This window comes from Nocardia wallacei (assembly GCF_014466955.1).
GTDB lineage: Bacteria > Actinomycetota > Actinomycetes > Mycobacteriales > Mycobacteriaceae > Nocardia > Nocardia wallacei.
Genome location: NZ_AP023396.1, coordinates 7,301,705 through 7,327,288 on the forward strand (window position 1 = coordinate 7,301,705; position 25,584 = coordinate 7,327,288).

The following is a 25,584-nucleotide window of genomic DNA, read 5'->3' on the forward strand; positions in this document are numbered from 1 at the left end:
CGGGCTTGTTAATCGAATGTTTGCAGAGCTGCGAAACCACCCATAAACTGGACGAATGGCCAAGACTTTCGTCGGTGCGCGGCTGCGACAACTGCGCACCGAGCGCGGGCTGAGCCAGATCTCGCTCGCCAAGAAGCTGGAGATCTCGGCGAGCTACCTCAATCAGATCGAACACGACGTGCGCCCGCTCACCGTGCCGGTGCTGCTGCGCATCAGCGAGGTGTTCGGCGTCGACGCCGGCTTCTTCTCCTCCCAGGACGACACCCGCCTCATCGCCGAACTGCAGGAAGTCGTGATGGACCAGGAGCTGGCCATCGAGGCCGACGCCCAGGAGATCGCGGAGATGGTCTCGGCGCATCCGAGTCTGGCCCGGGCGATGGTGAACATGCACCGCCGCTACCGCAACACCACCGCCCAGCTCGCCGCCGCCACAGAGGACCGCTTCTCCGACGGCAGCGGCTCGGGCGCCATCTCCCGCCCGCACGAGGAGGTGCGCGACTTCTTCTATCAGCGGCAGAACTACATTCACGAATTGGACACCGCCGCGGAGGAACTCGCCACCCGGATGCGTTTCCACGGCGGTGATCTCAAGCGTGAGATCGCGCGGCGGCTCACCACCGCCCACGGCGTGCAGATCGTCGAGCGCATCGATCTCGGCGAGGGCGTGCTGCACCGCTTCGATCCCGTGGCACGGCGGCTGGAGATCGCGCCGCATCTGTCCGGCGGGCAGCGGGTGTTCAAACTCGCCGCCGAGCTGGCCTATCTCGAATGCGGCGAACTGGTCGAAAAACTCGTGGAGGAGGGCAATTTCGCCTCCGAGGACTCCCGCACGCTCGCGCAATTGGGGCTGGCGAACTACTTCGCGGCGGCCCTGGTGCTGCCCTACTCGTATTTCCACGAGGTCGCGGAGGATTTCCGGTACGACATCGAGCGATTATCGGCATTCTTCACCCAGAGCTACGAGACCATCTGTCACCGGCTCTCGACGCTGCAACGACCGAAGCTGCGTGGCGTGCCGTTCTCGTTCGTGCGCGTGGACCGGGCCGGGAACATGTCGAAACGCCAGTCCGCCACCGGTTTTCACTTCTCCTCGTCGGGCGGCACCTGCCCGCTGTGGAACGTCTACGAGACCTTCGCCTATCCGGGCCGGATCATGACGCAGATCGCCCAGATGCCCGACGGCCGCAAATACCTGTGGATCGCGCGCACCGTGGAGCGGCGCGCCACCCGTTACGGCGAACCGAGCAAGACCTTCGCCATCGGCCTCGGCTGCGAACTGCGGCACGCGGGCCGCGTCGTCTACGCCGACGGACTGGACCTCAACGACCCCAAGGCCACCCCCATCGGCGCGGGCTGCCGGGTGTGCGAGCGCACCAACTGCCCCCAGCGCGCCTTTCCCCCGCTGGGCAAATCCCTCGACATCAGCGAGCACCGGAGCTCGATTTCCCCGTACGTGCTGCGCTGAAGATCATCGATCCGCAGATTTCACGTCGCCGAAACATCCGCAACAAGGGCGTCATCGACAAATATTCGGGCGCAACACTTCCCGCATACTCTTCGCAACGGATACGCACGCTGTATACAACGGCGAATTCCATGGGTATCCACGCGGGCCGAGGGACTCGAATATCAGGCCATCGATGAGGGGCGGTGCGGTTCCGTTCGATACCCGGTCACGGAACCGCACCGGTCGATCTCATGAACACTGCCGTACACCATGTGTGGCACCCCGCCGAATCCGGCTGTTAGCGTGAGGCATGGTGTCGACGAAGCCACGCATCGAACCGGGCCGTCTCCGCGAGCTGGGACCCGTCAACTGGACTGTCTGGCAGGTGATCTCGCGCGCCGCCGGGACGGCCGACGCACACCTGTTCAGCACCCTCGGCCGCACCGGCGGGCTGTTCCGCGGCTGGCTGCACTACTCCGGCCGCCTGATGCCCGGCGGCCGCCTCCCCCGCTACGAGACCGAACTGGCGATCCTGCGCGTCGCCCACCTGCGCGACTGCGACTACGAAACCGATCACCACATCCGGCTGGGCAGGCGCGCCGGCATCACCCCGGAAATCCTGGACCGCCTCCGCACCGGCCCGCAGGCCCCCGGCTGGTCGCCGAGGGAGCGCGCCCTCCTCACCGCCGTCGACCAACTCGTCCGAACCCGGGATCTCGACGACACCACCTGGTCGGCCCTGGCCGCCCATTACGACGAGCGCCGCCTCATCGAAATCGTCCTCCTCGTCAACCAGTACGAGGGCCTGGCCAGCACGATCACCACCCTGCGCATCCAGACCGACCACTAGGACTCGGGTCGCGGTTCGATGCCGCGGATCCGCCGGCCACGGCGGCGGTGGCGGGTTCGCGCTCCCCGATCCCGAGCGGTGTTGTCGGTGGGGACTGCCACCATCGGGGGATGACAACTCTGGGCGCTGTCTTCCTGCCGCAGAACCCGCCGGAGCGTGTGCGCGAGGTGGCGCGGATCGCGGAGGAGGTGGGGCTCGAGGAGCTGTGGTTCTGGGAGGACTGCTTTTTCGAGGGTGGGGTGTCGGCGGCCGCGGTCGCGCTCGCGGCGACCGAGCGGCTGCGGGTGGGTGTGGGCGTGCTGCCGGTGCCGCTGCGCAATGTGGCGATCATGGCCATGGAGATCGCCACGCTGGAGCGGATCTTTCCCGGGCGTGGCGTCTGGTGCGTCGGCCACGGCGTGCAGGAGTGGATGGGACAGGTCGGTGCGCGGGTCGAATCTCCGGTCACGCTCCTGCGCGAATATGTGGAGGCGCTGCGTCGGCTGCTCGCGGGTGAGCGGCTGACGGTCGAGGGCCGCTACGTCCGGCTAGAGAACGTCGCGCTCGACTGGGCGCCGGCGCGGCCGCCGGTCGTCGTCGCCGCGGCGACGGGCCCGCGCACACTGCGCCTGGTCGGTGAGGTCGCCGACGCCGCCATCCTCACGGCGAGCACCTCCACGGCCGCACTGCGCCGAGCGGTCGCACTCCTGCGGGAGGGCCGCGCGGTCTCCGGCCGCGCCGACGCCCCGCGCGTCCTGGCCAACCTGCTGACCGTCCCCGGTCCCGACGCCGCGTCCCGGTTGCGCACGGAACTGCTCCGAATGGGCGAGCACCCATCGAACGACAACGCCTCCGCCGAGGACCGCATCGGCGTGGCGGGCGATGCGCAAGCTGTCGCCACCGCCGTCGTCGACCTGGCCGCGGCCGGTGCCGACACGGTCATCCTGCAGCCCAGCGCCGATCAGGACCCGGTGGAATTCGTCCGCTTCGTCGCCGGACAGATCCGCCCACTGGTCCCGTGATACGGCGATGTCGGCGGGCCGTCCGCTGCCTCCCGAGACGACATCCTCAGCGGGGAGGCTGTTCGATGAGGGCGGCCAAGCCGTCCAGCACGCGGGCCAGGCCGAATTCCCAAGCGTGAGTGGCCGAATAGGCGCTGTCGTGGGCCGCGCCGGTGGCGGCGCCGATGCGGGCGGCGAGGGGATAGCGCTGCGCGTCGAAGACGCGGGCGAGGATGGGGGCCGTGCGGTCCCACCACTCCCGGTCGGACATGCCGGTGTCGGCGGCGGCCCGCCGGGTGTCGATGTCGATGCGAGCCACCGCGGTGACGACGCCGAGTAGGTGGGTGAGCGCGGCGTCCATCGTCACGTCGTCCAGGCCGAGACCGTCGAAGGCCCGCAATTCGTGGTCGTACTTCGCGGCCACGCCCGGACCCAGCGGCGGACGAGTGGTGGGCACGTAGGCCACCCACGGATGTCGCGCGAGCATGTCGCGGTTCTCCGCCGCGATGACCGAAACCCTTTCCCGCCAAGGCAATCCGGTGAGATCGGTGCGCGGCATCTGCCCGTAGACCGAGTCGAGCATCAGATCGAGCAGCTCCGCCTTGCCCGGCACGTAGGTGTAGGTGGCCATCGGCGTGAGCCCCAGCCGCGCCGCCACCGCGCGCATGGTCAATGCCTCCAGTCCGTCCGCATCCGCGATCTCGACGGCCGCGGCCACCACCGCGTCGACGCTGCTGCGCTGCTTCGGACCACGGCCCGACGTCCGCGCCGGTTCCCGCCACAGCAGTTCCAGCGTGCGCGCCGGATCACCGGCGCCGCTGCGTGCCCCGCCCTTTTCTCGCACCTCTTCGCCACCTCCGACACGATCGTAGCCAGTGTGTTCCACATCACAGTGCACTCGGTCGGAAATTTCTCTACAAAGTATAGCGTACTAAGTACGGTAATCATCGGTTCGACCGTCCCGACCGGAACCACGCACCCGGCCGGCGAGGAGGCACTGTGAATATCACCGCGTCCGCCATCTCCCTGAACGTGCCCGACCCGGAGGCGTCGGCGAAGTTCCTGGTCGAGCACTTCGGTTTCGAGATACAGATGTCCGCTGACGGATTCGTGTCACTGGGGCGCGCCGACGCCGGATTCAACCTCATCTACCTGCGCACGGGGTTGCCGACCTTCAAACCCGCCCGCATCGCCGGCGCCGCCGGGCAGGGCCTGCTGGTGGCGTTCGTCGTCGACGACATCGACGCCGAGTACGAACGGGTCCGGCGCGCGGGCGTCCCGATCGTGACCCCGATCGAGACAGAGCCCTGGGGCGAGCGCTATTTCCAGAGCATCGACCCGAACGGGATCGTCATCCAGCTGGTGCAGTGGGTGGGCGAACCCGGCGCCGAACGGTAAGGAACGGGGCGACGCACCGACCCGCCTACTCGGCGAGCGCCGCCCGAAACACCTCGGCCACCGGAGTCGACGGGCGACCGATCAGCTTCTGCAGCTCACCGCTGGTGACATCGAGCAGGCCCGCCCGGATTCCGGTGTCCGCGTCGGCCAGCACCCGCGCGTATCCGGCGGGCAGGCCCGAGTTCTCCAGTGCGGCGGCGTATTCGGCTTCCGGCAGATCCTGGTAGCGCACCGGCTTGCCGGACACCTCGGAGATCACCCGCGCGAGGTCGGCATAGGTGAGGTGCTCGTCGCCGCCGAGTTCGTAGACGCGTCCGGCGTGCTCGCCGTCGCTCAGTACCGCCGCGGCGGCCTCGGCATAGTCGGCGCGCGCGGCGGCGGCCACCCGGCCCTCGCCCGCGGCGCCGTACAGCACGCCGCTCGCCACCGCACTCCCCAGTGCGCCGAGATAGTTCTCCCAGTACCAGCCGTTGCGCAGAATCGTATGTGGCACAGACGATTCGGCGAGCACGGCCTCGGTGGCGCGATGTTCCTGCGCCAAGGTCATCGAGTTCTCGGTGGCGCGCGGAATGCTGGTGTAGGCCAGCAGGCCCACTCCGGCCCGCTGCGCGGCACGCACGACAGTGGTGTGCTGGTCCACGCGCGCGCCGAACTCGTTGCCCGACACCAGCAGCACGCGGCCGACACCGGCGAGAGCGCGATCGAGGGCCGCGGCATCGTCATACGACGCCTCCCGCACCTCGACCCCGCGCTCGGCCAGGTCAGCCACCTTGGCCCGATCCCGCGCGATCGCGACAATCGGCCCCGTGCCCCGGCGCAGCAGCGCCTCCACGACGAGACGACCCAGTTGCCCACTGGCCCCGGTAACGGCGACGGTCATGACTACCTCCTGTTGTATACGGAATATCCAGCACTAACTAATAGTTAGTACAATATATTCCGTCACTATAGAACGAATGAGTAGCATCGAGCCATGACCACCCGGCAGACCACCGCGGCGGACGCGTCCGACCCGACGCTGGAGGCCGACGTCTTCGCCCGCAACTGCGCCTCCCGCCCGGTGCTGCAGAATGTGGCGAGCCGCTGGGGTGTGCTCGCGCTGGTGGCGCTGCGTGAGGGCCCCTACCGGTTCAGCGCGCTGCGCCGCCGCGTCGAAGGTGTCAGCGAGCGCATGCTTTCGCAGACCCTGCAGACCCTCGAGCGCGACGGCATGATCCATCGCGAGGTCCAGCAGTCCATCCCCCCGCGCGTCGAATACACCCTCACCGATCTCGGCGCTCAGGTCGCCAAGCACCTCGAGGCGCTGATCGTCACGCTGGAAACGAATATCGGCACGATCCAGGAAGCCCAGGCCACCTACCGCCGAGACTGACGGTTATCCCCAGGGATCCCACTCGTCGGTCGGGATCGAGACGCCGAACGGCTCGGGCAGCACGATGGCCTCGCCGAACTTCCACGACACCGACTGCCGGTAGCTGCCCGTCTCGCGATCCGGTGCGCTGAACAGCGTCGCGACGGCCGCCTGCGGATCTCGGTCGACCAGCAGATAGCTGCCGATGCCGACCCGCGCGTAGCCGTTCCATTTGCTCGGACGGGCCCGCCGGGCCCCGGGTTTCCGGTCCTCCGCGGCGTTGGACGGCGAGGTGACTTCCACGGTCAACGCCAACTGGGCGGGCAGTACCTTTTTCAGTGCCGCGGCACGCGCCTGCCGCAGTATCTCCTGGTCCATCACGCACATGTCGGGGATATAGCCGTCATGGATGTCGCTGAGGTTCAGGTCCTGCGTCTGAATACACCGCCAGGGGAATGCCGAGTCGGCACCCTTGGCCAGCGCGAACGCATCTTGGATATCACTCACGATCGCGTTGTGCCCGATGTCCGGTCCTGGTGCCACAACGATCTCCCCCCCGATGATTTCGACCCGAGTCCCGTCGTGGGGAAGGTCCAGCACATCGGCCAGCTCGTCGCGCACCCACAGCTCGTACGGATCCCCCGGCAACTCACGATGACGATGTTCGACAGCCATGACATTCATGTCTATGTCCCTCCCTCGCGTCGGCACGATCATCGTAAGCGGCGAGAATCGCGAAACACCAGCTAGACGCTGTTCCCGCACCCTTTACCCGTTCCCGCACCCCCTACCCGGTTCCCGCACCCCGTGCGGGACGAAACAGCAAGGCGCCCCCCGGTTTCCGAACCGGAGGGCGCCCTGAACCGCGACTCAGAAGTTGATCATGTGCCCGGCCAGGCCGTGGATGGCCTCCTGCAGCGCCTCACTCAACGTGGGATGGGTGTGCACGTTGCGGGCGAGTTCGTTGACGGTCAGGTCCCACTTCTGCGCGAGGGTCAGCTCGGGCAGCAGCTCGGACACGTCGGGGCCGATCAAGTGGCCGCCGATCAGTTCGCCGTACTTGTTGTCGGAGATCAGCTTCACGAAACCGGTCGCGTCGCCCAGGCCGTGCGCCTTGCCGTTGGCGGTGAACGGGAAGGTGGCGACCTTCACGTCGTAACCCTCGGCGCGGGCCTGCTCCTCGGTCAGCCCGAAGCTCGCGACCTGCGGCTGGCAGAAGGTGGCGCGCGGCATCATCCGGTAGTCGCCCAGTGTCATGGTCTCGGCGCCCGCGATGGTCTCGGCGGCCACCACGCCCTGCGCCTCCGCGACATGCGCGAGCTGCAGCTTGGCGGTGACGTCACCGATGGCGTAGATGTGCGGCACATTGGTGCGCATGTAGTCATCGATGGCGATGGCGCCACGCTCGGTCAGCTGCACGCCGGTGGCCTCCAGGCCGTAGCCCTCCACTCGCGGCGCGAAACCGACGGCCTGCAGCACCTTGTCCACGGTGACGGTCTCGACCGAACCGGACTTGTTGTCCTTGATGGAGACGGTGACCTTGGCGCCGTTGTCCTCGATCGACTGCACCGACGCACCGGTGGTGATGGTGATGCCGAGCTTCTTGTACGCCTTGGTGATCTCCTTGGAGACATCGGCGTCCTCGTTCGGCAGGGCGCGGTCCAGGAACTCGACGATGCGCACGTCCACGCCGTAGTTCTTCAGGACGTAGGCGAACTCCATGCCGATCGCGCCCGCGCCCACGACCAGGATCGAGCCCGGCAGCTCCCGGGTCAGGATCTGCTCCTCGTAGGTGACGACGTTCTGCGACAGCGACGTGCCCGGCAGCAGCTTGGTGACGGTCCCGGTGGCGATGATGACGTTGTCGAAGGTGATCGACTCCTCGCCGCCCTTGCTGAGCGCGACCGACAGCGAGTTCGGACCGGTGAACGTCCCCTTGCCGTCGAACTCGTCGATCTTGTTCTTCTTCATCAGGAAGTGGACGCCCTTGACGCGGCCGTCGGCGACCTTGCGGCTGCGATCGAACGCCGCGCCGAAATCGAAGCTCGCCTCGCCGGAGATACCGAACGTCTTCGCTTCCTTGGTGAACAGGTGGGCCAGCTCCGCATTGCGCAGCAGCGCCTTGGACGGGATACAGCCCACGTTCAGGCACACACCGCCCCAATATTTCTGCTCGACGATCGCTGTTCGCAGGCCGAGTTGAGCGGCGCGGATCGCGGCGACGTAACCGCCGGGACCAGCGCCGAGAACGACGACATCGTAGTGGGAAGTCACATCCCCGAGCCTAACGTAGTGTTTTCGGCGCCGCCTTCGGCGTCGCGGGTTCGCGGCCCCGATGGCTCGCGTTTCGGTTCGGTGTGATGTTTTCTACTGTTCCCACACTTGGTGGGCGATCCTTCGGAAGTTTCCGGCGAATATCGCCGCGCGGTCCGATTCGGTGAAGCCGCGGCGGGTCAGTACTTCGTTCAGCCCTGGGACTTCGCTCGTGCCCGTCAGGTCTTCGGGAGGCGTCCATCGCAGTGGGCCCCAGCGGGTGTAGTCCTCGGAGAAGTTCTCGGGTGCCGCGGCTATCTCGGCGTTGAATTGGTCGCCGTCGAAGGAGAAGTCCGAACCCAGGCCGATGTGCTCGATGCCGACCAGGTCCGCGCCGTAGGCCAGGTGGTCCGCCATGGCCTCGATTCGGGCGGCGCGGTCCTGGGGAGCGTTGTGCCCGAGGAAGATCCCTACCCCGTTGATGCCGATGACGCCGCCGGTCGCGGCGCAGGCGCGGGCCTGGTCGTCGGTGATGTTGCGCGGGTGCGCCCAGAGCGCGGCGAAGTTGGAGTGGCTGTAGATCATCGGCTCGGTGGTGGTGTCGGCGATGTCCAGGCCGGTGCGGCGCGAGCAGTGCGAGCCATCGGCGAACATGCCGACCTCGGCGAGGGTGCGGATCAGGTCGCGGCCGTAGCGGGTGAGGCCGGTGTCGACGGCGTCGAGGCAGCCGCAGCCCGCGGCGTTGGCGTGGTTGTAGGTGGGCAGCAGCGAGCGGACGCCCAGGTCGTAGAAGACGCGCACGTTGTCGAGGTCACCGCCGAGCGGGCCGGAATCCTCCAGGTCGAACGCCAGGGCGATGGTGCGGTCGTCACCGTAGGTGTCCGCAACCGTGCGCACCAGCCGAAACCGGCCGTCGGCCAGGGCATCCCGGCGGAACTGCCGCACCAGCGCCAGGGCCTGCGCGGTCGACTGCGGCGCGTAGCCGACGTTCACCGACAGGTACGAGCCGAGCGGGTAGCGGGCCAGCTCGGTGATGTCGGCCGACGGCAGCAGCGGCAGGCAGCAGTGCTGTTCCCACAGGGCGGGGGGCGCCAACGGGACCTCCTCGGCATCGGCAATCGTGTCGCAATCGTAGGCGTGCGGCGTTCGCTCGCGACGAACGCGACCGGTTCGGCGCAGCGCCGCACCTCGGCGTCGGCGACAATGGCGAGCATGAGCGGCGTCGAAGAACAGCGGACCGACCCCTACCTGTGGCTGGAGGAGGTGACCTCCGACCGCGCGCTGGACTGGGCGCGGGCCCGCAACGAGGTGGTCGTCGACCGTTTCGCCACCGCGGACCGGTTCTCCGAGCTGGAGCACCGCATCCTCGACATGCTCGACACCGACACCCGCATCGCCTACCCGACCCGGCGCGGCGCCTGGCTGTACAACTTCTGGCGCGACGCCGAGCACCCGAAGGGCCTGTGGCGGCGTACCACGTTCGCCGAGTACCGCACCGAGAGCCCGCAGTGGGAGGTGCTGATCGATCTCGACGCCCTCGCCGCCGCCGAGCAGGAGAACTGGGTATGGGGCGGCGCGGGCGTGCTGCGCCCCGAACAGTCGCTGGCGCTGATCAGTCTCTCGCGCGGTGGCGCCGACGCCAAGGTGGTGCGCGAATTCGACTTGCGGACAAAGCGTTTCCGGGCGCCCGAGGACGGCGGTTTTTACGTGCCCGAGGCGAAGTCGCAGGTGCGCTGGATCGATGCCGACACCGTCTATGTCGGAACGGATTTCGGTCCGGGCTCGCTCACCGAGTCCGGCTATCCGCGCGTCGCCAAGCGCTGGCGGCGCGGAACGCCGCTGGCGGAAGCGGAAACCGTCTTCGAGGGCGAGCCGAGCGACGTGCTCGTCTCGGCCGGATACGACCGCACACCGGGTTACGAACGGCACTACGTCGCCCGCGCCACCGACTTCTTCAACGAATCGGTCTACCTGCTCGAGGACGACGGCACCCTGCGCCATTTCGACGTGCCCACCGACGCCTCGGAATCCTGGTACAAGGACTGGCTGCTGGTGCGCTTGAAGTCCCGGTGGGAGGTGGGCGGCAACTCCTACCCGGCCGGTGCGCTGCTGGCCATCGACCTGAACGAATTCCTCGACGGCGCACGCGATTTCGACGTCGTCTTCACACCCGACGCGCACACCTCACTGCACGGCTACGGCTGGACCGAGCACCACCTGCTGCTGATCACACTGGAAGACGTGCAGACCAAGCTCTACGTGCTCACCCCCGGCCCGGACGGCTGGACCCGGGAGCCGCTGGCCGACACCCCGCCGATGGCGACCACCAACGTCATGAACCTCGACCCGCTCGAGGGCGGCGACGAATTCATGCTCACCACAAGCGGTTTCACCACGCCCGCGACCCTGCTGGCGGGCGCCGTGGGCCGCACGACCGAACCCCTGAAGCAGGAACCGGCGTTCTTCGACGCCGACGGCCTCGAGACGGAGCAGTTCTTCGCCCGCTCCGCCGACGGAACCATGGTGCCCTACTTCGTGATTCGACATCGCGACCGCGTCGGCGAGCCGGGTCCGACGGTGATGTCGGGTTACGGCGGCTTCGAGGTCTCCCGCACCCCGGCCTACAGCGGCGCGTCCGGTATGGGCTGGCTCGAGCGCGGCGGCACCTGGGTGATGACGAATATCCGCGGCGGCGGCGAATACGGTCCCGAGTGGCACACCCAGGTGCAGAAGGAGAACCGGCACAAGGTCTACGAGGACTTCGCCGCCATCGCCGAAGATGTGGTGGCCCGGGGCATTTCGACCCCGCAGCAGTTGGGCGCGGTCGGCGGCAGCAACGGCGGCCTGCTGATGGGTGTGATGCTCACGCGCTACCCGGAGTTGTTCGGCGCCATCGTCTGCCAGGTCCCACTGCTGGATATGAAGCGCTACCACCTGCTGCTCGCCGGCGCCTCGTGGGTCGCCGAATACGGGGATCCGGACAAGCCCGAGGAATGGGAGTACATCAGCAGGTACTCCCCTTATCAGAACGCGCGCGCCGACCGGACCTACCCGCCCATCCTGCTGACCACCTCCACCCGCGACGACCGCGTACACCCCGGCCATGCCCGCAAGATGGCCGCCCGCCTGGAGGAACAGGGCCACACGGTCTGGTACCACGAGAACATCGAAGGCGGCCACGGCGGCGCAGCCGACAACAAGCAGCTGGCGTTCCAGGCGGCGCTGATCTACGAGTTCTTCACCCAGATGCTGATCGAGAATCGGAAGAGCTGACCCGTCCGGCGGCGATCAGCGGTCCCGGACCCACTTCTCGATGCGGTCGACGGTCGCGCGGGGCTCGGTGATCCAGCCGTTGTGCCCGCGCGGCTCCGGCTGATGCCAGGTGGTGACGCGCGCGTTGGGCAACTTCTCCAGCAGGTGGTCGGCCGAGCCGCGCGGGGTGAGATCGTCGCCCGCCAGCGTGATCGACAGCACCGGTAGCTTCAGGCGGGCGATGCGCTCCTCGTAATCGATGTCGGCGTCGGCGGGCAGGAAACGGCCGGTGCGCGCCAGCCGGGCCCAGTCCGAGATCAGCACCCTGGACTGGCGGCCGAAACCGCCCGCGGTGATGCGGTCGCCGGGCCAGAAACCGGCCAGATTGGCGGTCAGCGACACGGCCGCCGGACCCAGCAGCATGGCCGACCGAGCGATGCCGCCGTACCCGCGATAGAAGGGCGTGCCGGACGCGATCAGGATCAGCCCGCCCAGACGGCCCCGAACCCGGGCGGCGTACATCGTGCCCAGCTGCCCACCCATGCTGTGCCCCAACAGGATCGGCGTGCTGTCGGGGAACCGTTCGCGCACCACCTCGAACATCGCCGGAAAGTCGACCGACACCAGCTCCTGATAGCCGTACGCGCTGGCCGCGCTCGGCTTCGGGCGACTGTCGCCGTTGCCGCGCAACTCCCCGATCGCCACGTCGAATCCGCGCCCGGCCAGCTCGTACGCGAAATCCCCGTAGTAGGCGCCGGGCACACCGAGCCCCGGAATCACGACGATCACCGCCCGCGGCGCGTCCGCCGTGATCGGCTGCCGATGCGCCCCCCGAGCCGGCACCAGCCGCACCGGAACGACGCTGCCGTCGGGTACCTGGATCGGAATCGTCTCCATGCGCGCACGCTACCGCGCGGGGTTCTCACCGCGCCCGATCGCCATACGTCGCCCTCCGCAGACGCCGCTTCAGGCGACGACAGGATCGGGCTCGGTGGGATCGCCGTCCGGCTCGGTAGGATCACCGCCCGGCTCTGTAGGATCACCGTCCGGCTCCGCGCCGACTCCCGGGTCGGCTGCCCGCGCACCCGCTCCGGCGGCGCGGCGCGCCGTCCCCGGAAGCCCACGGTCGACGGTCCTCACGGTGTCTACCGGCCCGGCCGCGTCATGACCCCGCTCGACCACGGCCCGAATCGCTTCGCCCGTACCGGGGTTCGGTTCGGCGGAGCTGTCGGCCGGCAGCGCGTCATCCGCGGGCGGGGTCGATTCGGCGGGGTCGGGCTCGGCCGTCGACGCACTCTGTGCCAGGAGATGATCCAGGCCGGTGCGGTTGGATACCACGACCAGCTGGTTGCCCGGGGCGAGCACGGTTTCCTGGTCGGGCTGCCATTCCAGCTCCGCGCCGACGGCCGACTGCAGGGCCAGGACCCGGGTGTGCACCGGCAGGCCCGCGGCGCGGACCGGCTTGCCGACGAGCGCGGAACCGGCCTCCACCGGAACCTCGGCGACCATGAGGGTGCCGCCGTTGATCGAGAGCGTCGCGATCACGCGGCGCTCGGCCATCGCCGCCGCGAAACCCTCGGCGGCCAACTGAAAGACGCTGCGCACCACCACGGTGTCGCCCAGGCTGCGCTGCACCCGCTCGGCCAGATCGTCGTCCGAAAGCCGCAGCACCACTTGCAGATTGCGATGGGACTGCTCGTGATAGGACTGGCCGAGCAGCGCGGCCTCCAGATTCACGGCGTCACTGCTGGTGAGCAGCACCAGCGCCCGCGCCCGCGACACTCCGGCCGCCTCCAGCGTGTCCTCCCAGGTGGCCTGACCGATCACCACCGGCACCCCCAGCGTGCGCGCCAGCGCGATACCGCGGGCGTTCTCGTCGTAGTCCAGCCCGACCACCTGCACCCCGAGATCGAACAGCTGCTCGAGCACGCGCATGCCGACGTTGCCCAGCCCGGCCACCACCACGTGCCCGCTCAAACCCGAAGGCTCCGGCCCGATCTGCTCGGACAACTGGGCGCGCAGCACGCCACCCACCACCATGGCCGTCACGACCGGCGTCAGGGCCAGGCCGATGAACACCACCGCGACCTGCAGTGCCTTGAAGATCGGTTCGCGCTGATGCTCCGGCTGCGCGGCGCCGGCGGCATCGAGCAGCGTCTCGTACACCGCGTCGCCCCAGGCATTCCCGACGGCGACCATCAGCACACAACCCAGAATGATCAACGCCAGCAGCGCGAGCATCAGGCGAACCAGGTTGTGCCGCACCAGGTAACGGAACCGCAGCAGCCACCGCCGGCGCCGGTTCAACACGTGCGGCGCTCGCGCGGCCAGCGCCAGCGCCCGCGAATCGCTGCGCGTCGAGGCCAGCATGCGCACGTCCCCCGCGGCCGACTCCGCGAGCCCGCACACCACCGTGCTGTCCGGAATGCCGGAGGGCCCGGTGACATACAGTGTCCGTTCACCCAGCCGCAGATAATCCAGGGTCTTCTCACCCAGCGCCGCCGCGATGAACGAGGGCGCCGCCATCTCCGAGATCGACAGCACCACGCAGTCCGCGAACATGGTCCGGACGCGAAAGCCCAAGCCCGTATTGAACATCCGGATCACCAGCCGGATATCCGGATTGAGTTCGTGTGCGCGCAGCGCGGCATGGAAATTCTCCACGTCCGCCTGGTCGACCAGGGCCAGCGACCGCGCCTCGGCGACGCCCGCGGCGCGCAGCGTCTCCTCGTCCAGCCGTTCCGAGTACAGGATCCGCACCCCGGCCAGTCGCTCCAGCAGCGGCACATAGCCGCCCCGCCGGTTGGGCAGTACCACGGTGACGACCGCGTCCGCGAACCGCCGCACCAGCTGCGCCGCCAGCTGGTATACGAGCGGATTGTCCCCGCAGACAACGAAACTCGGGGATCGTTCCCCCACCTGATCCACACTCACAATTCGATGCTAGAGCGAATCAGCAGCATACGACCAGGGGCTCGCCGTCGCGGCGAAGGCCGGACCTCACGCGCTCACGGCTCCGATGATCACCCGCCGCAGCACGCGGATCACGTCGTCGAGCGATCGGCGCGGCTCCGAGCCGCTCCACGCGTCCACCACATAGTTCACCGCGCCGATGATCGCCACGACGCGCATCTCGTAATCACCCGGCGGGATTTCTCCCTGCAGCGCGGCATCCTCTGCCGCACCGGCCAATAACGCGCCCCAGGCGCGGCGAAATTCCAGCCGGAATTTTTCCACGTTGGGTCCGGCACCGACCACTTCCACCAAAGCGACACGGGCCTTGCGCGGGTCCCGGCCGATCGATTCGACGTAGGCGCGAACGGCCGCATCGATGATCTCCACGGCGCTGCGGTCGGTTTGCGCGGCCAGTGCGTCGGCGACCGCTTCGCGTGATTGCCGGTCGATCTGTTCATACAGTTCCAGCAGGAGCGATTCCCGTCCGGTGAACTCCTCGTAGAACTGCCGCGACGACAGTCCGGCGTCTTTACAGATGGCACCGACCGAACTGTTCGCATAACCGTCACGCGCGAACACGGTTAGCCCGGACTCCAGAAAACGGGCACGTCGCTGCCGCTGCCGGTCTTCTACGGGCTGCCCGGCGTACATCCTGCCCGCGGTCGCTTCCTGTGACATCGGGCCAGACAATACCCAAGAGTTCGATCCCTCCGGCGGGGATCGAGCTGTTCGTTGACCGCAAGAATTCTCCGCGCGTTAGCTGAAAGTTGCCTACTCGGCTTCGACTCATTCCGCCGCACGCCCGGGGGCAGATATCCAATTATCCTTCGGGTAAAGAACCGGTCGATGAGGGCGCGAATCCCGCATTCCGATCGAGCCCTCGGCGACTCCGCCGCCGCAGCACGGCCCAGCCGAGAGTTACCAGCGGTTTGCCTGTCTCCCAGCACGATACACATTGGTCCGGGATTTCGGAGGTATTTTGAAGGAAGGTCGTAGAAATATTTCTGACGGTTTTTCCCCGTTGGCACCAAAGTTCGTGATCACCTCCGTAGCCATGCGATCAGTAAAGTATCTACTTGACTATCGACGTCGTCGGCCTACACTCAAGTAGGTGCTTAACAAAACGGACCGACTCGACCGGATCTTCCGCGCACTCGCCGACCCCACGCGCCGGTGGCTGCTGGAGCGCCTGACCGGTGGGCCGGCCGCGGTCAGCACACTGGCCGAGCCGCTGGACATGTCGCTCGCGGCCGTCGTGCAGCACCTGCAGGTCCTGCAGGACGCGGGACTGGTCCGATCCGAGAAGGTCGGCCGGGTCCGCACCTGCCAACTGGCACCCGACGCGCTGCGCCCGGCGGAACAATGGCTGCACGCTCGGCGCACCCGTTGGGAGCGCCGACTCGACACTCTCGGCACGACGCTCGCCGATACCACCGATAACGAGGAGTAGATCATGACGGAGAATCCCGTAGTCCACGCCACTTTCACCATCGAACGCGAGTATCCGGCCGCGCCGGACCGGGTATTCGCGGCATGGTCGGATCCGGCGACCAAGGCGCGCTGGTTCGCCGGACCCGATTCTCGGCACGAACTCGACTTCCGAGTCGGCGGACGCGAACTCGCCGGCGGCACGCACGACGGCACCGAACTCACCTTCGAGACCACCTACCAGGAGATCGTGCCCGGTGAGCGCATCGTGTACACCTCGGCGCTGCGCGCCGACGACACCGTCACCACGATCTCGCTCACCTCGGTGGAATTCGTTGCGGCAGAGGAGGGCACGCGTCTCGTCCTGACCGAGCACGGCGCCTACCTGGACGGCCACGAGCAGCCGGATTGGCGCGAACAGGGCACCCGCGACCAACTCGACGCTCTCGGAAAGGAATTGGCGGCCGCGCCGTGAGCGCATATCAGGTCGCGGTCTGCGGGCCGCGGGACTGCACCGACCTCGATGCGGCGCACGCCCGCGAGGTCGGACGACTGCTCGCCCGGGCAGGTGCGACCGTGCTCTGTGGTGGCGGCACCGGGGTAATGGCGGCCGTCGCCGAAGGAGCCTCGCGCGCAGGCGGACTCGTGATCGGCGTTCGGCCCGACACCGATCGCAGCACTGCCTGCACCGGGCTGTCGGCGGTCCTGTATACCGGCATGGGCGAGGCACGCAACGCGATCCTGGTGTCCTCCGCCGACGCCGTCATCGTCATCGGCGGCTCCTGGGGAACACTCTCGGAACTCGCCCTGGCGCAGCGCCGCGGCGGAATTCCCGTTGTCTCCCTGGGTGGTTGGCGCATCCTCGATGTCGAGGGCCGACCGATCGACGCGGCCGTCGCCGTCACCGACCCGGCCGCGGCGGTCGAGGTAGCGCTACGGGACGTTTGACGGGGTGGCACGCCACGGCAGACGCGGTCGAGGTAGCGCTACGGGACGTTTGACGGGGTGGCACGCCTCGGCAGACGCGGTCGAGGTACCGATACGGGGCGTCTGACGGGGTGGCACGCCTCGGCAGACGCGGGCGATCCCGCCCGGCGCGGCGTCTGACAGGACTGCGCGCTCGCCGGTCGGCGCATCGTTCCGCCAGGCTGTGTAGCTCTATCCGCGCTAGCTCGGGGTAGGCGAGTGGAGGAGGTTTCGCAGGGTGTGTTCGGCTTCGGCGGCGATTGCGCGGACGAGGTCTGCAGCGGGTTCGACGGTTGTGAGCAGGCCGACGCCCTGGCCTGCCCAGACCGGTGTGGCGGACAGGTCGTCGCGGTCGGCTCGTTCGCGGTACTCGCGGCGAGCCTCGGGGTTGTCGCGCAATTCGTCGTCGCGGCCGCGCCATTCGTCGAGGAAGTCGTTGCGCAACGTGCGCGCGGGGTAGCGGTCCGGCCACGAGGACCCGCGCGCGATGTCGAGGGTGCGATTGGCTTCGGTGTCCTGGCCGCGGGCGTCGAGCAGGGCCTTGCTCTCCTCGGCCGACAACAACGCTTCCAGCGTCCCCTCGAATCTGGTCCCGATCAGTGCGCCTGCCGCGCCCAAGGCCAGGGCGGCGGCCAGACCCCGGCCGTCCGCGATGCCACCCGCCGCGAGAACCGGTGTGGCATCGGCCAGGTCGACCACCACCGGAACGAACGACATGGTGCCGATGGCATCCGCCCCGGCGTGCCCGCCCGCGTCGCCGCCCTGCGCCACGATGAGGTCCGCGCCGACGTCCAGCGCGCGGCGTGCCTCGTCGAGGTCGGTCACCTGCACGATGAGCTTCACCCCCGCGGCGTGGACCCGCTGGGCGAAGGGTGCCGGATCGCCGAATGACAGCATGACCGCGGCAGGCTCGTAGTCCAGTGCCCAGGCGACCGTGTCGGTGTCCACACCCCAGGTCAGGAATCCGATGCCCCAAGGCTTTTCGGTCCGCTCCCGGACCAGGGCAAGCTCCGGCGCCAGCTGGTCACGGTCGCCGCTGCCGCCGCCGATCATGCCGAGACCGCCGCCCTCGGAAACCGCCGCCGCCAAGGCGCCGCCGGCCACACCACCCATCGGGGCGAGCGCGATCGGATACGGAATCGACATGTATTCGGTGAAAGCCGTAGTCAATGCCATGGCTCCAGCTTGGCATGTGCCGGAGAAACGACGAAGGCCCCCAACATTGTTGGGGGCCTTCGTGAAGGTATGTTCCGGCGGTGTCCTACTCTCCCACACCCTGTCGAGTGCAGTACCATCGGCGCAGGTGAGCTTAGCTTCCGGGTTCGGAATGGGACCGGGCGTTTCCCCACCGCTATAACCGCCGTAACTCTATGAAACTATCCACACATCGTGTGTTGTTTCAGATACCGCACAGTGGACGCGTAACACCTTCGTTGGTAAGCCCTCGGCCTATTAGTACCGGTCACCTCCACACATTACTGCGCTTCCAGTTCCGGCCTATCAACCCAATAATCTGTTGGGGGCCTTACCCACTCGAAGTGGTGAGAAACCTCATCTAGGAACAGGCTTCCCGCTTAGATGCTTTCAGCGGTTATCCCTTCCGAACGTAGCCAACCAGCCATGCCCCTGGCGGAACAACTGGCACACCAGAGGTTCGTCCGTCCCGGTCCTCTCGTACTAGGGACAGCCTTCCTCAAGTTTCTAACGCGCGCGGCGGATAGAGACCGAACTGTCTCACGACGTTCTAAACCCAGCTCGCGTGCCGCTTTAATGGGCGAACAGCCCAACCCTTGGGACCTACTCCAGCCCCAGGATGCGACGAGCCGACATCGAGGTGCCAAACCATCCCGTCGATATGGACTCTTGGGGAAGATCAGCCTGTTATCCCCGGGGTACCTTTTATCCGTTGAGCGACACCGCTTCCACACGCCGGTGCCGGATCACTAGTCCCGACTTTCGTCCCTGCTCGACATGTCTGTCTCACAGTCAAGCTCCCTTGTGCACTTACACTCAACACCTGATTACCAACCAGGCTGAGGGAACCTTTGGGCGCCTCCGTTACCATTTAGGAGGCAACCGCCCCAGTTAAACTACCCACCAGGCACTGTCCCTGAACCGGATCACGGTCCGAGGTTAGAAGTCCAATACGACCAGAGTGGTATTTCAACGACGACTCCCACGACACTAGCGTGCCGCTTTCACAGTCTCCCACCTATCCTACACAAACCGTACCGAACACCAATACCAAGCTATAGTGAAGGTCCCGGGGTCTTTTCGTCCTGCCGCGCGTAACGAGCATCTTTACTCGTACTGCAATTTCGCCGAGTCTGTGGTGGAGACAGCAGAGAAGTCGTTACGCCATTCGTGCAGGTCGGAACTTACCCGACAAGGAATTTCGCTACCTTAGGATGGTTATAGTTACCACCGCCGTTTACCGGGGCTTAAATTCTCAGCTTCGCCCCCGAAAGGGCTAACCGGTCCTCTTAACCTTCCGGCACCGGGCAGGCGTCAGTCCGTATACCTCGTCTTACGACTTCGCACGGACCTGTGTTTTTAGTAAACAGTCGCTTCTCTCTGGTCTCTGCGACCCAACCCAGCTCGAGGAGTAAATCCTGTCACCAGACCGGGCCCTCCTTCTCCCGAAGTTACGGAGGTATTTTGCCGAGTTCCTTCACCACAGTTCTCTCGATCGCCTCGGTATTCTCTACCTGACCACCTGTGTCGGTTTGGGGTACGGGCCGTGTACCAACTCACTAGAGGCTTTTCTCGGCAGCATAGGATCACTGAATTCACCTCAAACGGCTACGCATCACCTCTCAGGCTGTATGAGACACGGATTTGCCTATGCCTCGCCCTACAGGCTTACACCCGGTAATCCACCACCGGGCCCAGCTACCTTCCTGCGTCACCCCATCGCTTGACTACTACAGCCAGGGTCACGCGCATCCCCATCTCCTCACCCGAAGGTGATAGATCCGGTTCAGGGCGCTTAGCACAACTGATTCGCCATTGGGCGCGGATACACGGGTACGGGAATATCAACCCGTTGTCCATCGACTACGCCTGTCGGCCTCGCCTTAGGTCCCGACTCACCCTGGGCGGATTAACCTGGCCCAGGAACCCTTGGTCATCCGGCGGACGAGTTTCTCACTCGTCTTTCGCTACTCATGCCTGCATTCTCACTCCCACAGCCTCCACACCTGGATCACTCCGGCGCTTCCCTGGCTGCAGGACGCTCCCCTACCCACCCCAACCACTGCCCCGAAGGGAATGTACATGCTGGAGTGCCGCGGCTTCGGCGGTGTACTTGAGCCCCGCTACATTGTCGGCGCAAGACCACTTGACCAGTGAGCTATTACGCACTCTTTCAAGGGTGGCTGCTTCTAAGCCAACCTCCTGGTTGTCTCAGCGATCTCACATCCTTTTCCACTTAGTACACGCTTAGGGGCCTTAGCCGGCGATCTGGGCTGTTTCCCTCTCGACTACGAAGCTTATCCCCCGCAGTCTCACTGCCACGCTCTCACACACCGGCATTCGGAGTTTGGCTGACTTCGGTAAGCTTGTAGGCCCCCTAGGCCATCCAGTAGCTCTACCTCCAGTGTGAAACACGTGACGCTGCACCTAAATGCATTTCGGGGAGAACCAGCTATCACGGAGTTTGATTGGCCTTTCACCCCTACCCACAGCTCATCCCCTCAGTTTTCAACCTAAGTGGGTTCGGGCCTCCACGTCGTCTTACCGACGCTTCACCCTGGCCATGGGTAGATCACTCCGCTTCGGGTCCATGACATGCGACTCAGACGCCCTATTCGGACTCGCTTTCGCTACGGCTCCCCCACACGGGTTAACCTCGCCACACACCGATGACTCGCAGGCTCATTCTTCAAAAGGCACGCCATCACCCCACAAAGAAGGCTCTGACGGATTGTAAGCGTCCGGTTTCAGGTACTATTTCACTCCCCTCCCGGGGTACTTTTCACCTTTCCCTCACGGTACTAGTCCGCTATCGGTCACCAGGTAGTATTCAGGCTTACCGGGTGGTCCCGGCAGATTCACAGCAGATTTCACGGGCCCGCTGCTACTCGGGTATTTGTGACAACAGCCGTCATGTTTTCGCTTACCGGACTCTCACCGTCTACGGTTGGCCGTCCCAGACCAATTCAGCTAACACAACGGTTTCTGACTGTTGCTCCCCACGGCAGTAGGAAGAACACAAACCCCACAACCCCACACACGCAACCCCTGCCGGGTATCACACGTGCATGGTTTAGCCTCATCCGCTTTCGCTCGCCACTACTCACGGAATCACAATTGTTTTCTCTTCCTGTGGGTACTGAGATGTTTCACTTCCCCACGTTCCCTCCACACACCCTATATATTCAGATGCGGGTAACACGACATCACTCGTGCTGGGTTTCCCCATTCGGAAATCCTCGGATCTCAGCTCGGTTGACAGCTCCCCGAGGCATATCGCAGCCTCCCACGTCCTTCATCGGCTCCTGGTGCCAAGGCATCCACCGAACGCCCTTAAACACTTACAAACAAAGATGCTCGCGTCCACTGTGCAGTTCTCAAACAACACACCCGCATCGAACAAACCCACCACCACGACCACTCCGAAGAGCGCGGTCTGCGTGGCATCCGAACGGATCGTCATCTTGCCTGGAAAGAAACACTCGCGTGTTCTTTCAGGACCCAACAGTGTGTCGACTACATCCAGGCATCACCCGGCACATGTCAGCGTTCCACCCATGAGCGTCCACCGGACTACATTCGAGTCCGAAATGGTCTCTGCCACAAGCACTCTCGACTGTTCGAGATGCTGTGGAGAAGTGCTCCTTAGAAAGGAGGTGATCCAGCCGCACCTTCCGGTACGGCTACCTTGTTACGACTTCGTCCCAATCGCCAATCCCACCTTCGACAGCTCCCTCCCACAAGGGGTTAGGCCACCGGCTTCGGGTGTTACCGACTTTCATGACGTGACGGGCGGTGTGTACAAGGCCCGGGAACGTATTCACCGCAGCGTTGCTGATCTGCGATTACTAGCGACTCCAACTTCACGGGGTCGAGTTGCAGACCCCGATCCGAACTGAGACCGGCTTTAAGGGATTCGCTCCACCTCACGATATCGCAGCCCTCTGTACCGGCCATTGTAGCATGTGTGAAGCCCTGGACATAAGGGGCATGATGACTTGACGTCGTCCCCACCTTCCTCCGAGTTGACCCCGGCAGTCTCCTGCGAGTCCCCGGCATAATCCGCTGGCAACACAGGACAAGGGTTGCGCTCGTTGCGGGACTTAACCCAACATCTCACGACACGAGCTGACGACAGCCATGCACCACCTGTACACCAGCCACAAGGGAACCGACATCTCTGCCGGCGTCTGGTGTATGTCAAACCCAGGTAAGGTTCTTCGCGTTGCATCGAATTAATCCACATGCTCCGCCGCTTGTGCGGGCCCCCGTCAATTCCTTTGAGTTTTAGCCTTGCGGCCGTACTCCCCAGGCGGGGTACTTAATGCGTTAGCTACGGCACGGATCCCGTGGAAGGAAACCCACACCTAGTACCCACCGTTTACGGCGTGGACTACCAGGGTATCTAATCCTGTTCGCTACCCACGCTTTCGCTTCTCAGCGTCAGTTACTGCCCAGAGACCCGCCTTCGCCACCGGTGTTCCTCCTGATATCTGCGCATTTCACCGCTACACCAGGAATTCCAGTCTCCCCTGCAGTACTCTAGTCTGCCCGTATCGCCCGCAAGCTTGGGGTTGAGCCCCAAGTTTTCACGAACGACGCGACAAACCGCCTACAAGCTCTTTACGCCCAGTAATTCCGGACAACGCTCGCACCCTACGTATTACCGCGGCTGCTGGCACGTAGTTGGCCGGTGCTTCTTCTACAGGTACCGTCACTCACGCTTCGTCCCTGTCGAAAGCGGTTTACAACCCGAAGGCCGTCATCCCGCACGCGGCGTCGCTGCATCAGGCTTCCGCCCATTGTGCAATATTCCCCACTGCTGCCTCCCGTAGGAGTCTGGGCCGTGTCTCAGTCCCAGTGTGGCCGGTCGCCCTCTCAGGCCGGCTACCCGTCGTCGCCTTGGTAGGCCATTACCCCACCAACAAGCTGATAGGCCGCGGGCCCATCTCGCACCGATAAATCTTTCCACCACAAACCATGCGACTCGTGGTCATATCCGGTATTAGACCCAGTTTCCCAGGCTTATCCCAGAGTACGAGGCAGATCACCCACGTGTTACTCACCCGTTCGCCGCTCGTGTACCCCGAAGGGCCTTACCGCTCGACTTGCATGTGTTAAGCACGCCGCCAGCGTTCGTCCTGAGCCAGGATCAAACTCTCCGTTGAAGACTCACAACCACGCTCGAAAGCGCAATCGGAAGTAATCTCGAACCAGAGTCCGAAAACCTAACTTAAAAACGCCAGCCGGAAATTAGCTGACAAAAATATCCTGCCCTCACACGGGGGTATGAGAAACAGGAACCAAAATAATTGGCACTGACATTCATCGACACACTATTGAGTTCTCAAAGAACACACGCACACACCATCTCCCGGACTTCCGTCCGATCGATCGGTGAGGCAACTTTTCCAGCTTAGCTCAGCCAGCCACCCCGATCCAAATCGGGGTCTCGGTCGAGCCGTGTGATCTGTCAGGCGCTCATCGTCCAACCTCGTGTCCCTGACCTTTCGGCCCGGGTCGGTGTCCGTGTCGCTCTGACCTGGAATAAATTACGTGCCGACCGCTTTCGATGTCAAATCGCCTGGTCATAGGGCCGAACAGGCGTCACCGCGTGCGGTGACGGCGACGGTTTCAACCGCCTCGCAAACGACCCTATTCCCCGAACCGACCTATTGGTACCGAAATGCCGGAAGCCGGCCCACCGAAAAGGTGGACCGGCTTCCGAGCAAGGACAGCTCGGACTGAGAAGTCCATGCCGCCTATGCCGCTCGGCTCGGACTCAGAAGTCCATGCCGCCCATGCCGCCGGTCGGGTCGCCCGCCGGGGCGGCCTGTTTCTCCGGCTTGTCGGCGACGACCGCCTCGGTGGTGAGGAACAGCGCCGCGATCGAGCCCGCGTTCTGCAGGGCCGAACGGGTCACCTTCACCGGGTCGGCAACGCCGGCCGCCAGCAGGTCCTCGTACTCGCCCGAGTCGGCGTTGAGGCCCTGGCCGGCGGGCAGGCCCGCGACCTTCTCGGCCACCACGCCGGGCTCCAGGCCCGCGTTGAAGGCGATCTGCTTCAGCGGAGCGGCCAGCGCGACCTTGACGATGTTCGCGCCGGTGGCCTCGTCGCCGGTCAGCTTCAGCTCTTCCAGAGCCGGGCCGGACTGCAGCAGGGCCACGCCACCACCGGGGACGATGCCCTCCTCGACGGCGGCCTTGGCGTTGCGCACCGCGTCCTCGATGCGGTGCTTGCGCTCCTTGAGCTCCACCTCGGTGGCAGCGCCGGCCTTGATCACCGCAACACCGCCGGCCAGCTTGGCCAGGCGCTCCTGCAGCTTCTCGCGGTCGTAGTCGGAGTCGCTGTTCTCGATCTCGGTGCGGATCTGCGCCACGCGGCCCTTGATGGCCTCGGCGTCGCCCGCGCCGTCGACGATGGTGGTCTCGTCCTTGGTGACGACCACCTTGCGCGCCTGGCCCAGCAGGTCGATGGTGGCGTTCTCCAGGTTGAGGCCGACCTCTTCGCTGATGACCTCGCCACCGGTCAGGATGGCGATGTCGGCCAGCTGCGCCTTGCGGCGGTCACCGAAGCCCGGGGCCTTGACGGCGACGGACTTGAAGGTGCCGCGGATCTTGTTGACCACCAGGGTCGACAGCGCCTCGCCCTCGACGTCCTCGGCGATGATCAGCAGCGGCTTGCCGGCCTGGATGACCTTCTCCAGCAGCGGCAGCAGGTCCTTGACGGTCGACACCTTCGAACCGACCAGCAGGATGTACGGGTCCTCGAGGACCGCTTCCTGACGCTCGGGGTCGGTCACGAAGTAACCGGAGATGTAGCCCTTGTCGAAGCGCATGCCCTCGGTCAGCTCCAGCTGGAGGCCGAAGGTGTTGCTCTCCTCGACGGTGATGACGCCTTCCTTGCCGACCTTGTCCATGGCCTCGGCGATCAGCTCGCCGATGGACTGGTCGCCCGCCGAGATGGCGGCGGTGGCGGCGATCTGCTCCTTGGTCTCGACCTCCTTGGCCGACTCGAGCAGACGCTTGGTGACGGCCTCGACGGCCTTCTCGATGCCGCGCTTCAGGCCCAGCGGGTTGGCGCCGGCCGCGACGTTGCGCAGGCCCTCGCGCACCAGCGCCTGGGCGAGCACGGTGGCGGTGGTGGTGCCGTCACCCGCGACGTCGTCGGTCTTCTTGGCGACCTCCTTGACCAGCTCGGCGCCGATCTTCTCGTAGGGGTCCTCCAGCTCGATCTCCTTGGCGATGGACACACCATCGTTGGTGATCGTGGGGGCGCCCCACTTCTTCTCCAGGACGACGTTGCGGCCCTTGGGGCCCAGCGTCACCTTGACAGCGTCGGCGAGGCTGTTCAGACCCCGCTCGAGGCCGCGGCGGGCCTCTTCGTCGTACGCAATCGTCTTGGCCATTGCGAAGTGATCCTCCAGGATTGGGGGTGACACGATGCTGGCCAGGCTCGGTGCCCGCGACGGACGAACGGGGGTGTCGTGGCTCCCGATTCTCACCGTCCC

General features: G+C 65.7%; 19 protein-coding genes and 3 rRNA genes. 9 read left to right on the forward strand and 13 right to left on the reverse strand.

All coding sequences use genetic code 11. From position 1 onward, the window contains the following. Positions 1 to 55 precede the first annotated feature (55 nt). The 3 genes from ramB (at position 56) to NWFMUON74_RS32840 (ending at position 3,298) form a co-directional block, all read left to right on the forward strand. Positions 56 to 1,465 carry an acetate metabolism transcriptional regulator RamB gene (gene ramB / locus NWFMUON74_RS32830; protein WP_187685573.1) on the forward strand — a complete coding sequence of 470 codons (1,410 nt, stop codon included), beginning with the start codon at positions 56 to 58 and terminating at the stop codon, positions 1,463 to 1,465. Between the two features lie 292 nt (positions 1,466 to 1,757). Continuing rightward, positions 1,758 to 2,297 carry a carboxymuconolactone decarboxylase family protein gene (locus NWFMUON74_RS32835; protein WP_187685574.1) on the forward strand — a complete coding sequence of 180 codons (540 nt, stop codon included), beginning with the start codon at positions 1,758 to 1,760 and terminating at the stop codon, positions 2,295 to 2,297. Between the two features lie 110 nt (positions 2,298 to 2,407). Continuing rightward, positions 2,408 to 3,298: an LLM class flavin-dependent oxidoreductase gene (locus NWFMUON74_RS32840; protein ID WP_187685575.1), complete on the forward strand. Its 891-nt coding sequence runs from the start codon at positions 2,408 to 2,410 to the stop codon at positions 3,296 to 3,298. Positions 3,299 to 3,344: 46 nt separating this feature from the next. Here NWFMUON74_RS32840 and NWFMUON74_RS32845 read toward each other — a convergent pair whose 3' ends face one another. Beyond that, positions 3,345 to 4,121 (reverse strand): TetR/AcrR family transcriptional regulator, encoded by a 777-nt coding sequence (locus NWFMUON74_RS32845; protein WP_187685576.1) that lies wholly within the window; start codon positions 4,119 to 4,121, stop codon positions 3,345 to 3,347. 155 nt (positions 4,122 to 4,276) lie between these two features. On the opposite strand from NWFMUON74_RS32845, the gene NWFMUON74_RS32850 reads away from it, so the two are divergent. Beyond that, a complete protein-coding gene (locus NWFMUON74_RS32850) occupies positions 4,277 to 4,675 on the forward strand; it encodes a VOC family protein (protein ID WP_187685577.1) in 399 nt (132 codons plus the stop codon). Positions 4,676 to 4,700: 25 nt separating this feature from the next. Here NWFMUON74_RS32850 and NWFMUON74_RS32855 read toward each other — a convergent pair whose 3' ends face one another. Continuing rightward, on the reverse strand, positions 4,701 to 5,555 hold the full coding sequence (locus NWFMUON74_RS32855) for an SDR family oxidoreductase (protein WP_187685578.1): 855 nt from the start codon (positions 5,553 to 5,555) through the stop codon (positions 4,701 to 4,703). Between the two features lie 93 nt (positions 5,556 to 5,648). Between NWFMUON74_RS32855 and NWFMUON74_RS32860 the strand changes: the two genes are divergently transcribed. Beyond that, positions 5,649 to 6,047: a winged helix-turn-helix transcriptional regulator gene (locus NWFMUON74_RS32860; RefSeq protein ID WP_187685579.1), complete on the forward strand. Its 399-nt coding sequence runs from the start codon at positions 5,649 to 5,651 to the stop codon at positions 6,045 to 6,047. A gap of 3 nt (positions 6,048 to 6,050) precedes the next feature. On the opposite strand, the gene NWFMUON74_RS32865 is transcribed toward NWFMUON74_RS32860, so the two are convergent. The 3 genes from NWFMUON74_RS32865 to NWFMUON74_RS32875 form a co-directional block, all read right to left on the reverse strand. Beyond that, on the reverse strand, positions 6,051 to 6,701 hold the full coding sequence (locus NWFMUON74_RS32865; RefSeq protein WP_232110721.1) for a Uma2 family endonuclease: 651 nt from the start codon (positions 6,699 to 6,701) through the stop codon (positions 6,051 to 6,053). A 195-nt stretch (positions 6,702 to 6,896) separates the two neighbouring features. Further along, positions 6,897 to 8,300, reverse strand: coding sequence for a dihydrolipoyl dehydrogenase (gene lpdA / locus NWFMUON74_RS32870; protein ID WP_187685581.1), 1,404 nt, complete (start codon positions 8,298 to 8,300; stop codon positions 6,897 to 6,899). Between the two features lie 93 nt (positions 8,301 to 8,393). Further along, positions 8,394 to 9,374 carry a dipeptidase gene (locus NWFMUON74_RS32875; protein ID WP_187685582.1) on the reverse strand — a complete coding sequence of 327 codons (981 nt, stop codon included), beginning with the start codon at positions 9,372 to 9,374 and terminating at the stop codon, positions 8,394 to 8,396. Between the two features lie 117 nt (positions 9,375 to 9,491). Between NWFMUON74_RS32875 and NWFMUON74_RS32880 the strand changes: the two genes are divergently transcribed. Continuing rightward, positions 9,492 to 11,552, forward strand: coding sequence for a prolyl oligopeptidase family serine peptidase (locus NWFMUON74_RS32880; protein ID WP_187685583.1), 2,061 nt, complete (start codon positions 9,492 to 9,494; stop codon positions 11,550 to 11,552). A 15-nt stretch (positions 11,553 to 11,567) separates the two neighbouring features. Here NWFMUON74_RS32880 and NWFMUON74_RS32885 read toward each other — a convergent pair whose 3' ends face one another. The 3 genes from NWFMUON74_RS32885 to NWFMUON74_RS32895 all read right to left on the reverse strand — a co-directional run bounded on the left by NWFMUON74_RS32885 (position 11,568) and on the right by NWFMUON74_RS32895 (position 15,164). Then, positions 11,568 to 12,428 (reverse strand): alpha/beta hydrolase family protein, encoded by an 861-nt coding sequence (locus tag NWFMUON74_RS32885; protein WP_187685584.1) that lies wholly within the window; start codon positions 12,426 to 12,428, stop codon positions 11,568 to 11,570. A 69-nt stretch (positions 12,429 to 12,497) separates the two neighbouring features. After that, on the reverse strand, positions 12,498 to 14,465 hold the full coding sequence (locus NWFMUON74_RS32890; RefSeq protein ID WP_187685585.1) for an NAD-binding protein: 1,968 nt from the start codon (positions 14,463 to 14,465) through the stop codon (positions 12,498 to 12,500). Positions 14,466 to 14,531: 66 nt separating this feature from the next. Then, entirely contained in the window at positions 14,532 to 15,164 is a 633-nt protein-coding gene (locus NWFMUON74_RS32895; protein ID WP_232110722.1) for a TetR/AcrR family transcriptional regulator, read from the reverse strand. A 433-nt stretch (positions 15,165 to 15,597) separates the two neighbouring features. Here NWFMUON74_RS32895 and NWFMUON74_RS32900 point away from each other — a divergent pair, with 433 nt between their 5' ends. From NWFMUON74_RS32900 to NWFMUON74_RS32910, 3 genes are read left to right on the forward strand one after another with little or no spacing between them, the layout of a single operon-like run. Continuing rightward, positions 15,598 to 15,936: an ArsR/SmtB family transcription factor gene (locus NWFMUON74_RS32900; RefSeq protein WP_187685586.1), complete on the forward strand. Its 339-nt coding sequence runs from the start codon at positions 15,598 to 15,600 to the stop codon at positions 15,934 to 15,936. A 3-nt stretch (positions 15,937 to 15,939) separates the two neighbouring features. Beyond that, positions 15,940 to 16,389, forward strand: coding sequence for an SRPBCC family protein (locus tag NWFMUON74_RS32905; RefSeq protein ID WP_187685587.1), 450 nt, complete (start codon positions 15,940 to 15,942; stop codon positions 16,387 to 16,389). Beyond that, a complete protein-coding gene (locus tag NWFMUON74_RS32910) occupies positions 16,386 to 16,862 on the forward strand; it encodes an SLOG cluster 4 domain-containing protein (RefSeq protein ID WP_187685588.1) in 477 nt (158 codons plus the stop codon). Before NWFMUON74_RS32905 ends, NWFMUON74_RS32910 begins: the two co-directional genes overlap by 4 nt. 219 nt (positions 16,863 to 17,081) lie before the next feature. On the opposite strand, the gene NWFMUON74_RS32915 is transcribed toward NWFMUON74_RS32910, so the two are convergent. The 5 genes from NWFMUON74_RS32915 to groL all read right to left on the reverse strand — a co-directional run bounded on the left by NWFMUON74_RS32915 (position 17,082) and on the right by groL (position 25,482). After that, positions 17,082 to 18,056: an NAD(P)H-dependent flavin oxidoreductase gene (locus NWFMUON74_RS32915; RefSeq protein ID WP_187685589.1), complete on the reverse strand. Its 975-nt coding sequence runs from the start codon at positions 18,054 to 18,056 to the stop codon at positions 17,082 to 17,084. 72 nt (positions 18,057 to 18,128) lie between these two features. Beyond that, positions 18,129 to 18,245 (reverse strand): 5S ribosomal RNA (gene rrf / locus NWFMUON74_RS32920). A gap of 67 nt (positions 18,246 to 18,312) precedes the next feature. Continuing rightward, positions 18,313 to 21,421: ribosomal RNA gene (locus tag NWFMUON74_RS32925) — 23S ribosomal RNA — on the reverse strand. A 302-nt stretch (positions 21,422 to 21,723) separates the two neighbouring features. Next, positions 21,724 to 23,242: ribosomal RNA gene (locus NWFMUON74_RS32930) — 16S ribosomal RNA — on the reverse strand. The 16S, 23S and 5S rRNA genes sit together here, the layout of an rRNA operon. A 614-nt stretch (positions 23,243 to 23,856) precedes the next feature. Next, positions 23,857 to 25,482 carry a chaperonin GroEL gene (gene groL, locus NWFMUON74_RS32935; RefSeq protein ID WP_187685590.1) on the reverse strand — a complete coding sequence of 542 codons (1,626 nt, stop codon included), beginning with the start codon at positions 25,480 to 25,482 and terminating at the stop codon, positions 23,857 to 23,859. Positions 25,483 to 25,584: the final 102 nt, after the last annotated feature.

What these genes read in the sequence shown, in the direction of transcription:
- NWFMUON74_RS32880 (WP_187685583.1), top strand. Translation starts at nt 9,492, where the DNA reads ATGAGCGGCGTCGAAGAACAGCGGACCGACCCCTACCTGTGGCTGGAG.
- NWFMUON74_RS32885 (WP_187685584.1), bottom strand. Translation starts at nt 12,428, where the DNA reads ATGGAGACGATTCCGATCCAGGTACCCGACGGCAGCGTCGTTCCGGTG.
- groL (WP_187685590.1), bottom strand. Translation starts at nt 25,482, where the DNA reads ATGGCCAAGACGATTGCGTACGACGAAGAGGCCCGCCGCGGCCTCGAG.
- NWFMUON74_RS32840 (WP_187685575.1), top strand. Translation starts at nt 2,408, where the DNA reads ATGACAACTCTGGGCGCTGTCTTCCTGCCGCAGAACCCGCCGGAGCGT.
- NWFMUON74_RS32865 (WP_232110721.1), bottom strand. Translation starts at nt 6,701, where the DNA reads ATGGCTGTCGAACATCGTCATCGTGAGTTGCCGGGGGATCCGTACGAG.
- NWFMUON74_RS32895 (WP_232110722.1), bottom strand. Translation starts at nt 15,164, where the DNA reads ATGTCACAGGAAGCGACCGCGGGCAGGATGTACGCCGGGCAGCCCGTA.
- ramB (WP_187685573.1), top strand. Translation starts at nt 56, where the DNA reads ATGGCCAAGACTTTCGTCGGTGCGCGGCTGCGACAACTGCGCACCGAG.
- NWFMUON74_RS32855 (WP_187685578.1), bottom strand. Translation starts at nt 5,555, where the DNA reads ATGACCGTCGCCGTTACCGGGGCCAGTGGGCAACTGGGTCGTCTCGTC.
- NWFMUON74_RS32860 (WP_187685579.1), top strand. Translation starts at nt 5,649, where the DNA reads ATGACCACCCGGCAGACCACCGCGGCGGACGCGTCCGACCCGACGCTG.
- NWFMUON74_RS32915 (WP_187685589.1), bottom strand. Translation starts at nt 18,056, where the DNA reads ATGGCATTGACTACGGCTTTCACCGAATACATGTCGATTCCGTATCCG.
- NWFMUON74_RS32905 (WP_187685587.1), top strand. Translation starts at nt 15,940, where the DNA reads ATGACGGAGAATCCCGTAGTCCACGCCACTTTCACCATCGAACGCGAG.
- NWFMUON74_RS32835 (WP_187685574.1), top strand. Translation starts at nt 1,758, where the DNA reads ATGGTGTCGACGAAGCCACGCATCGAACCGGGCCGTCTCCGCGAGCTG.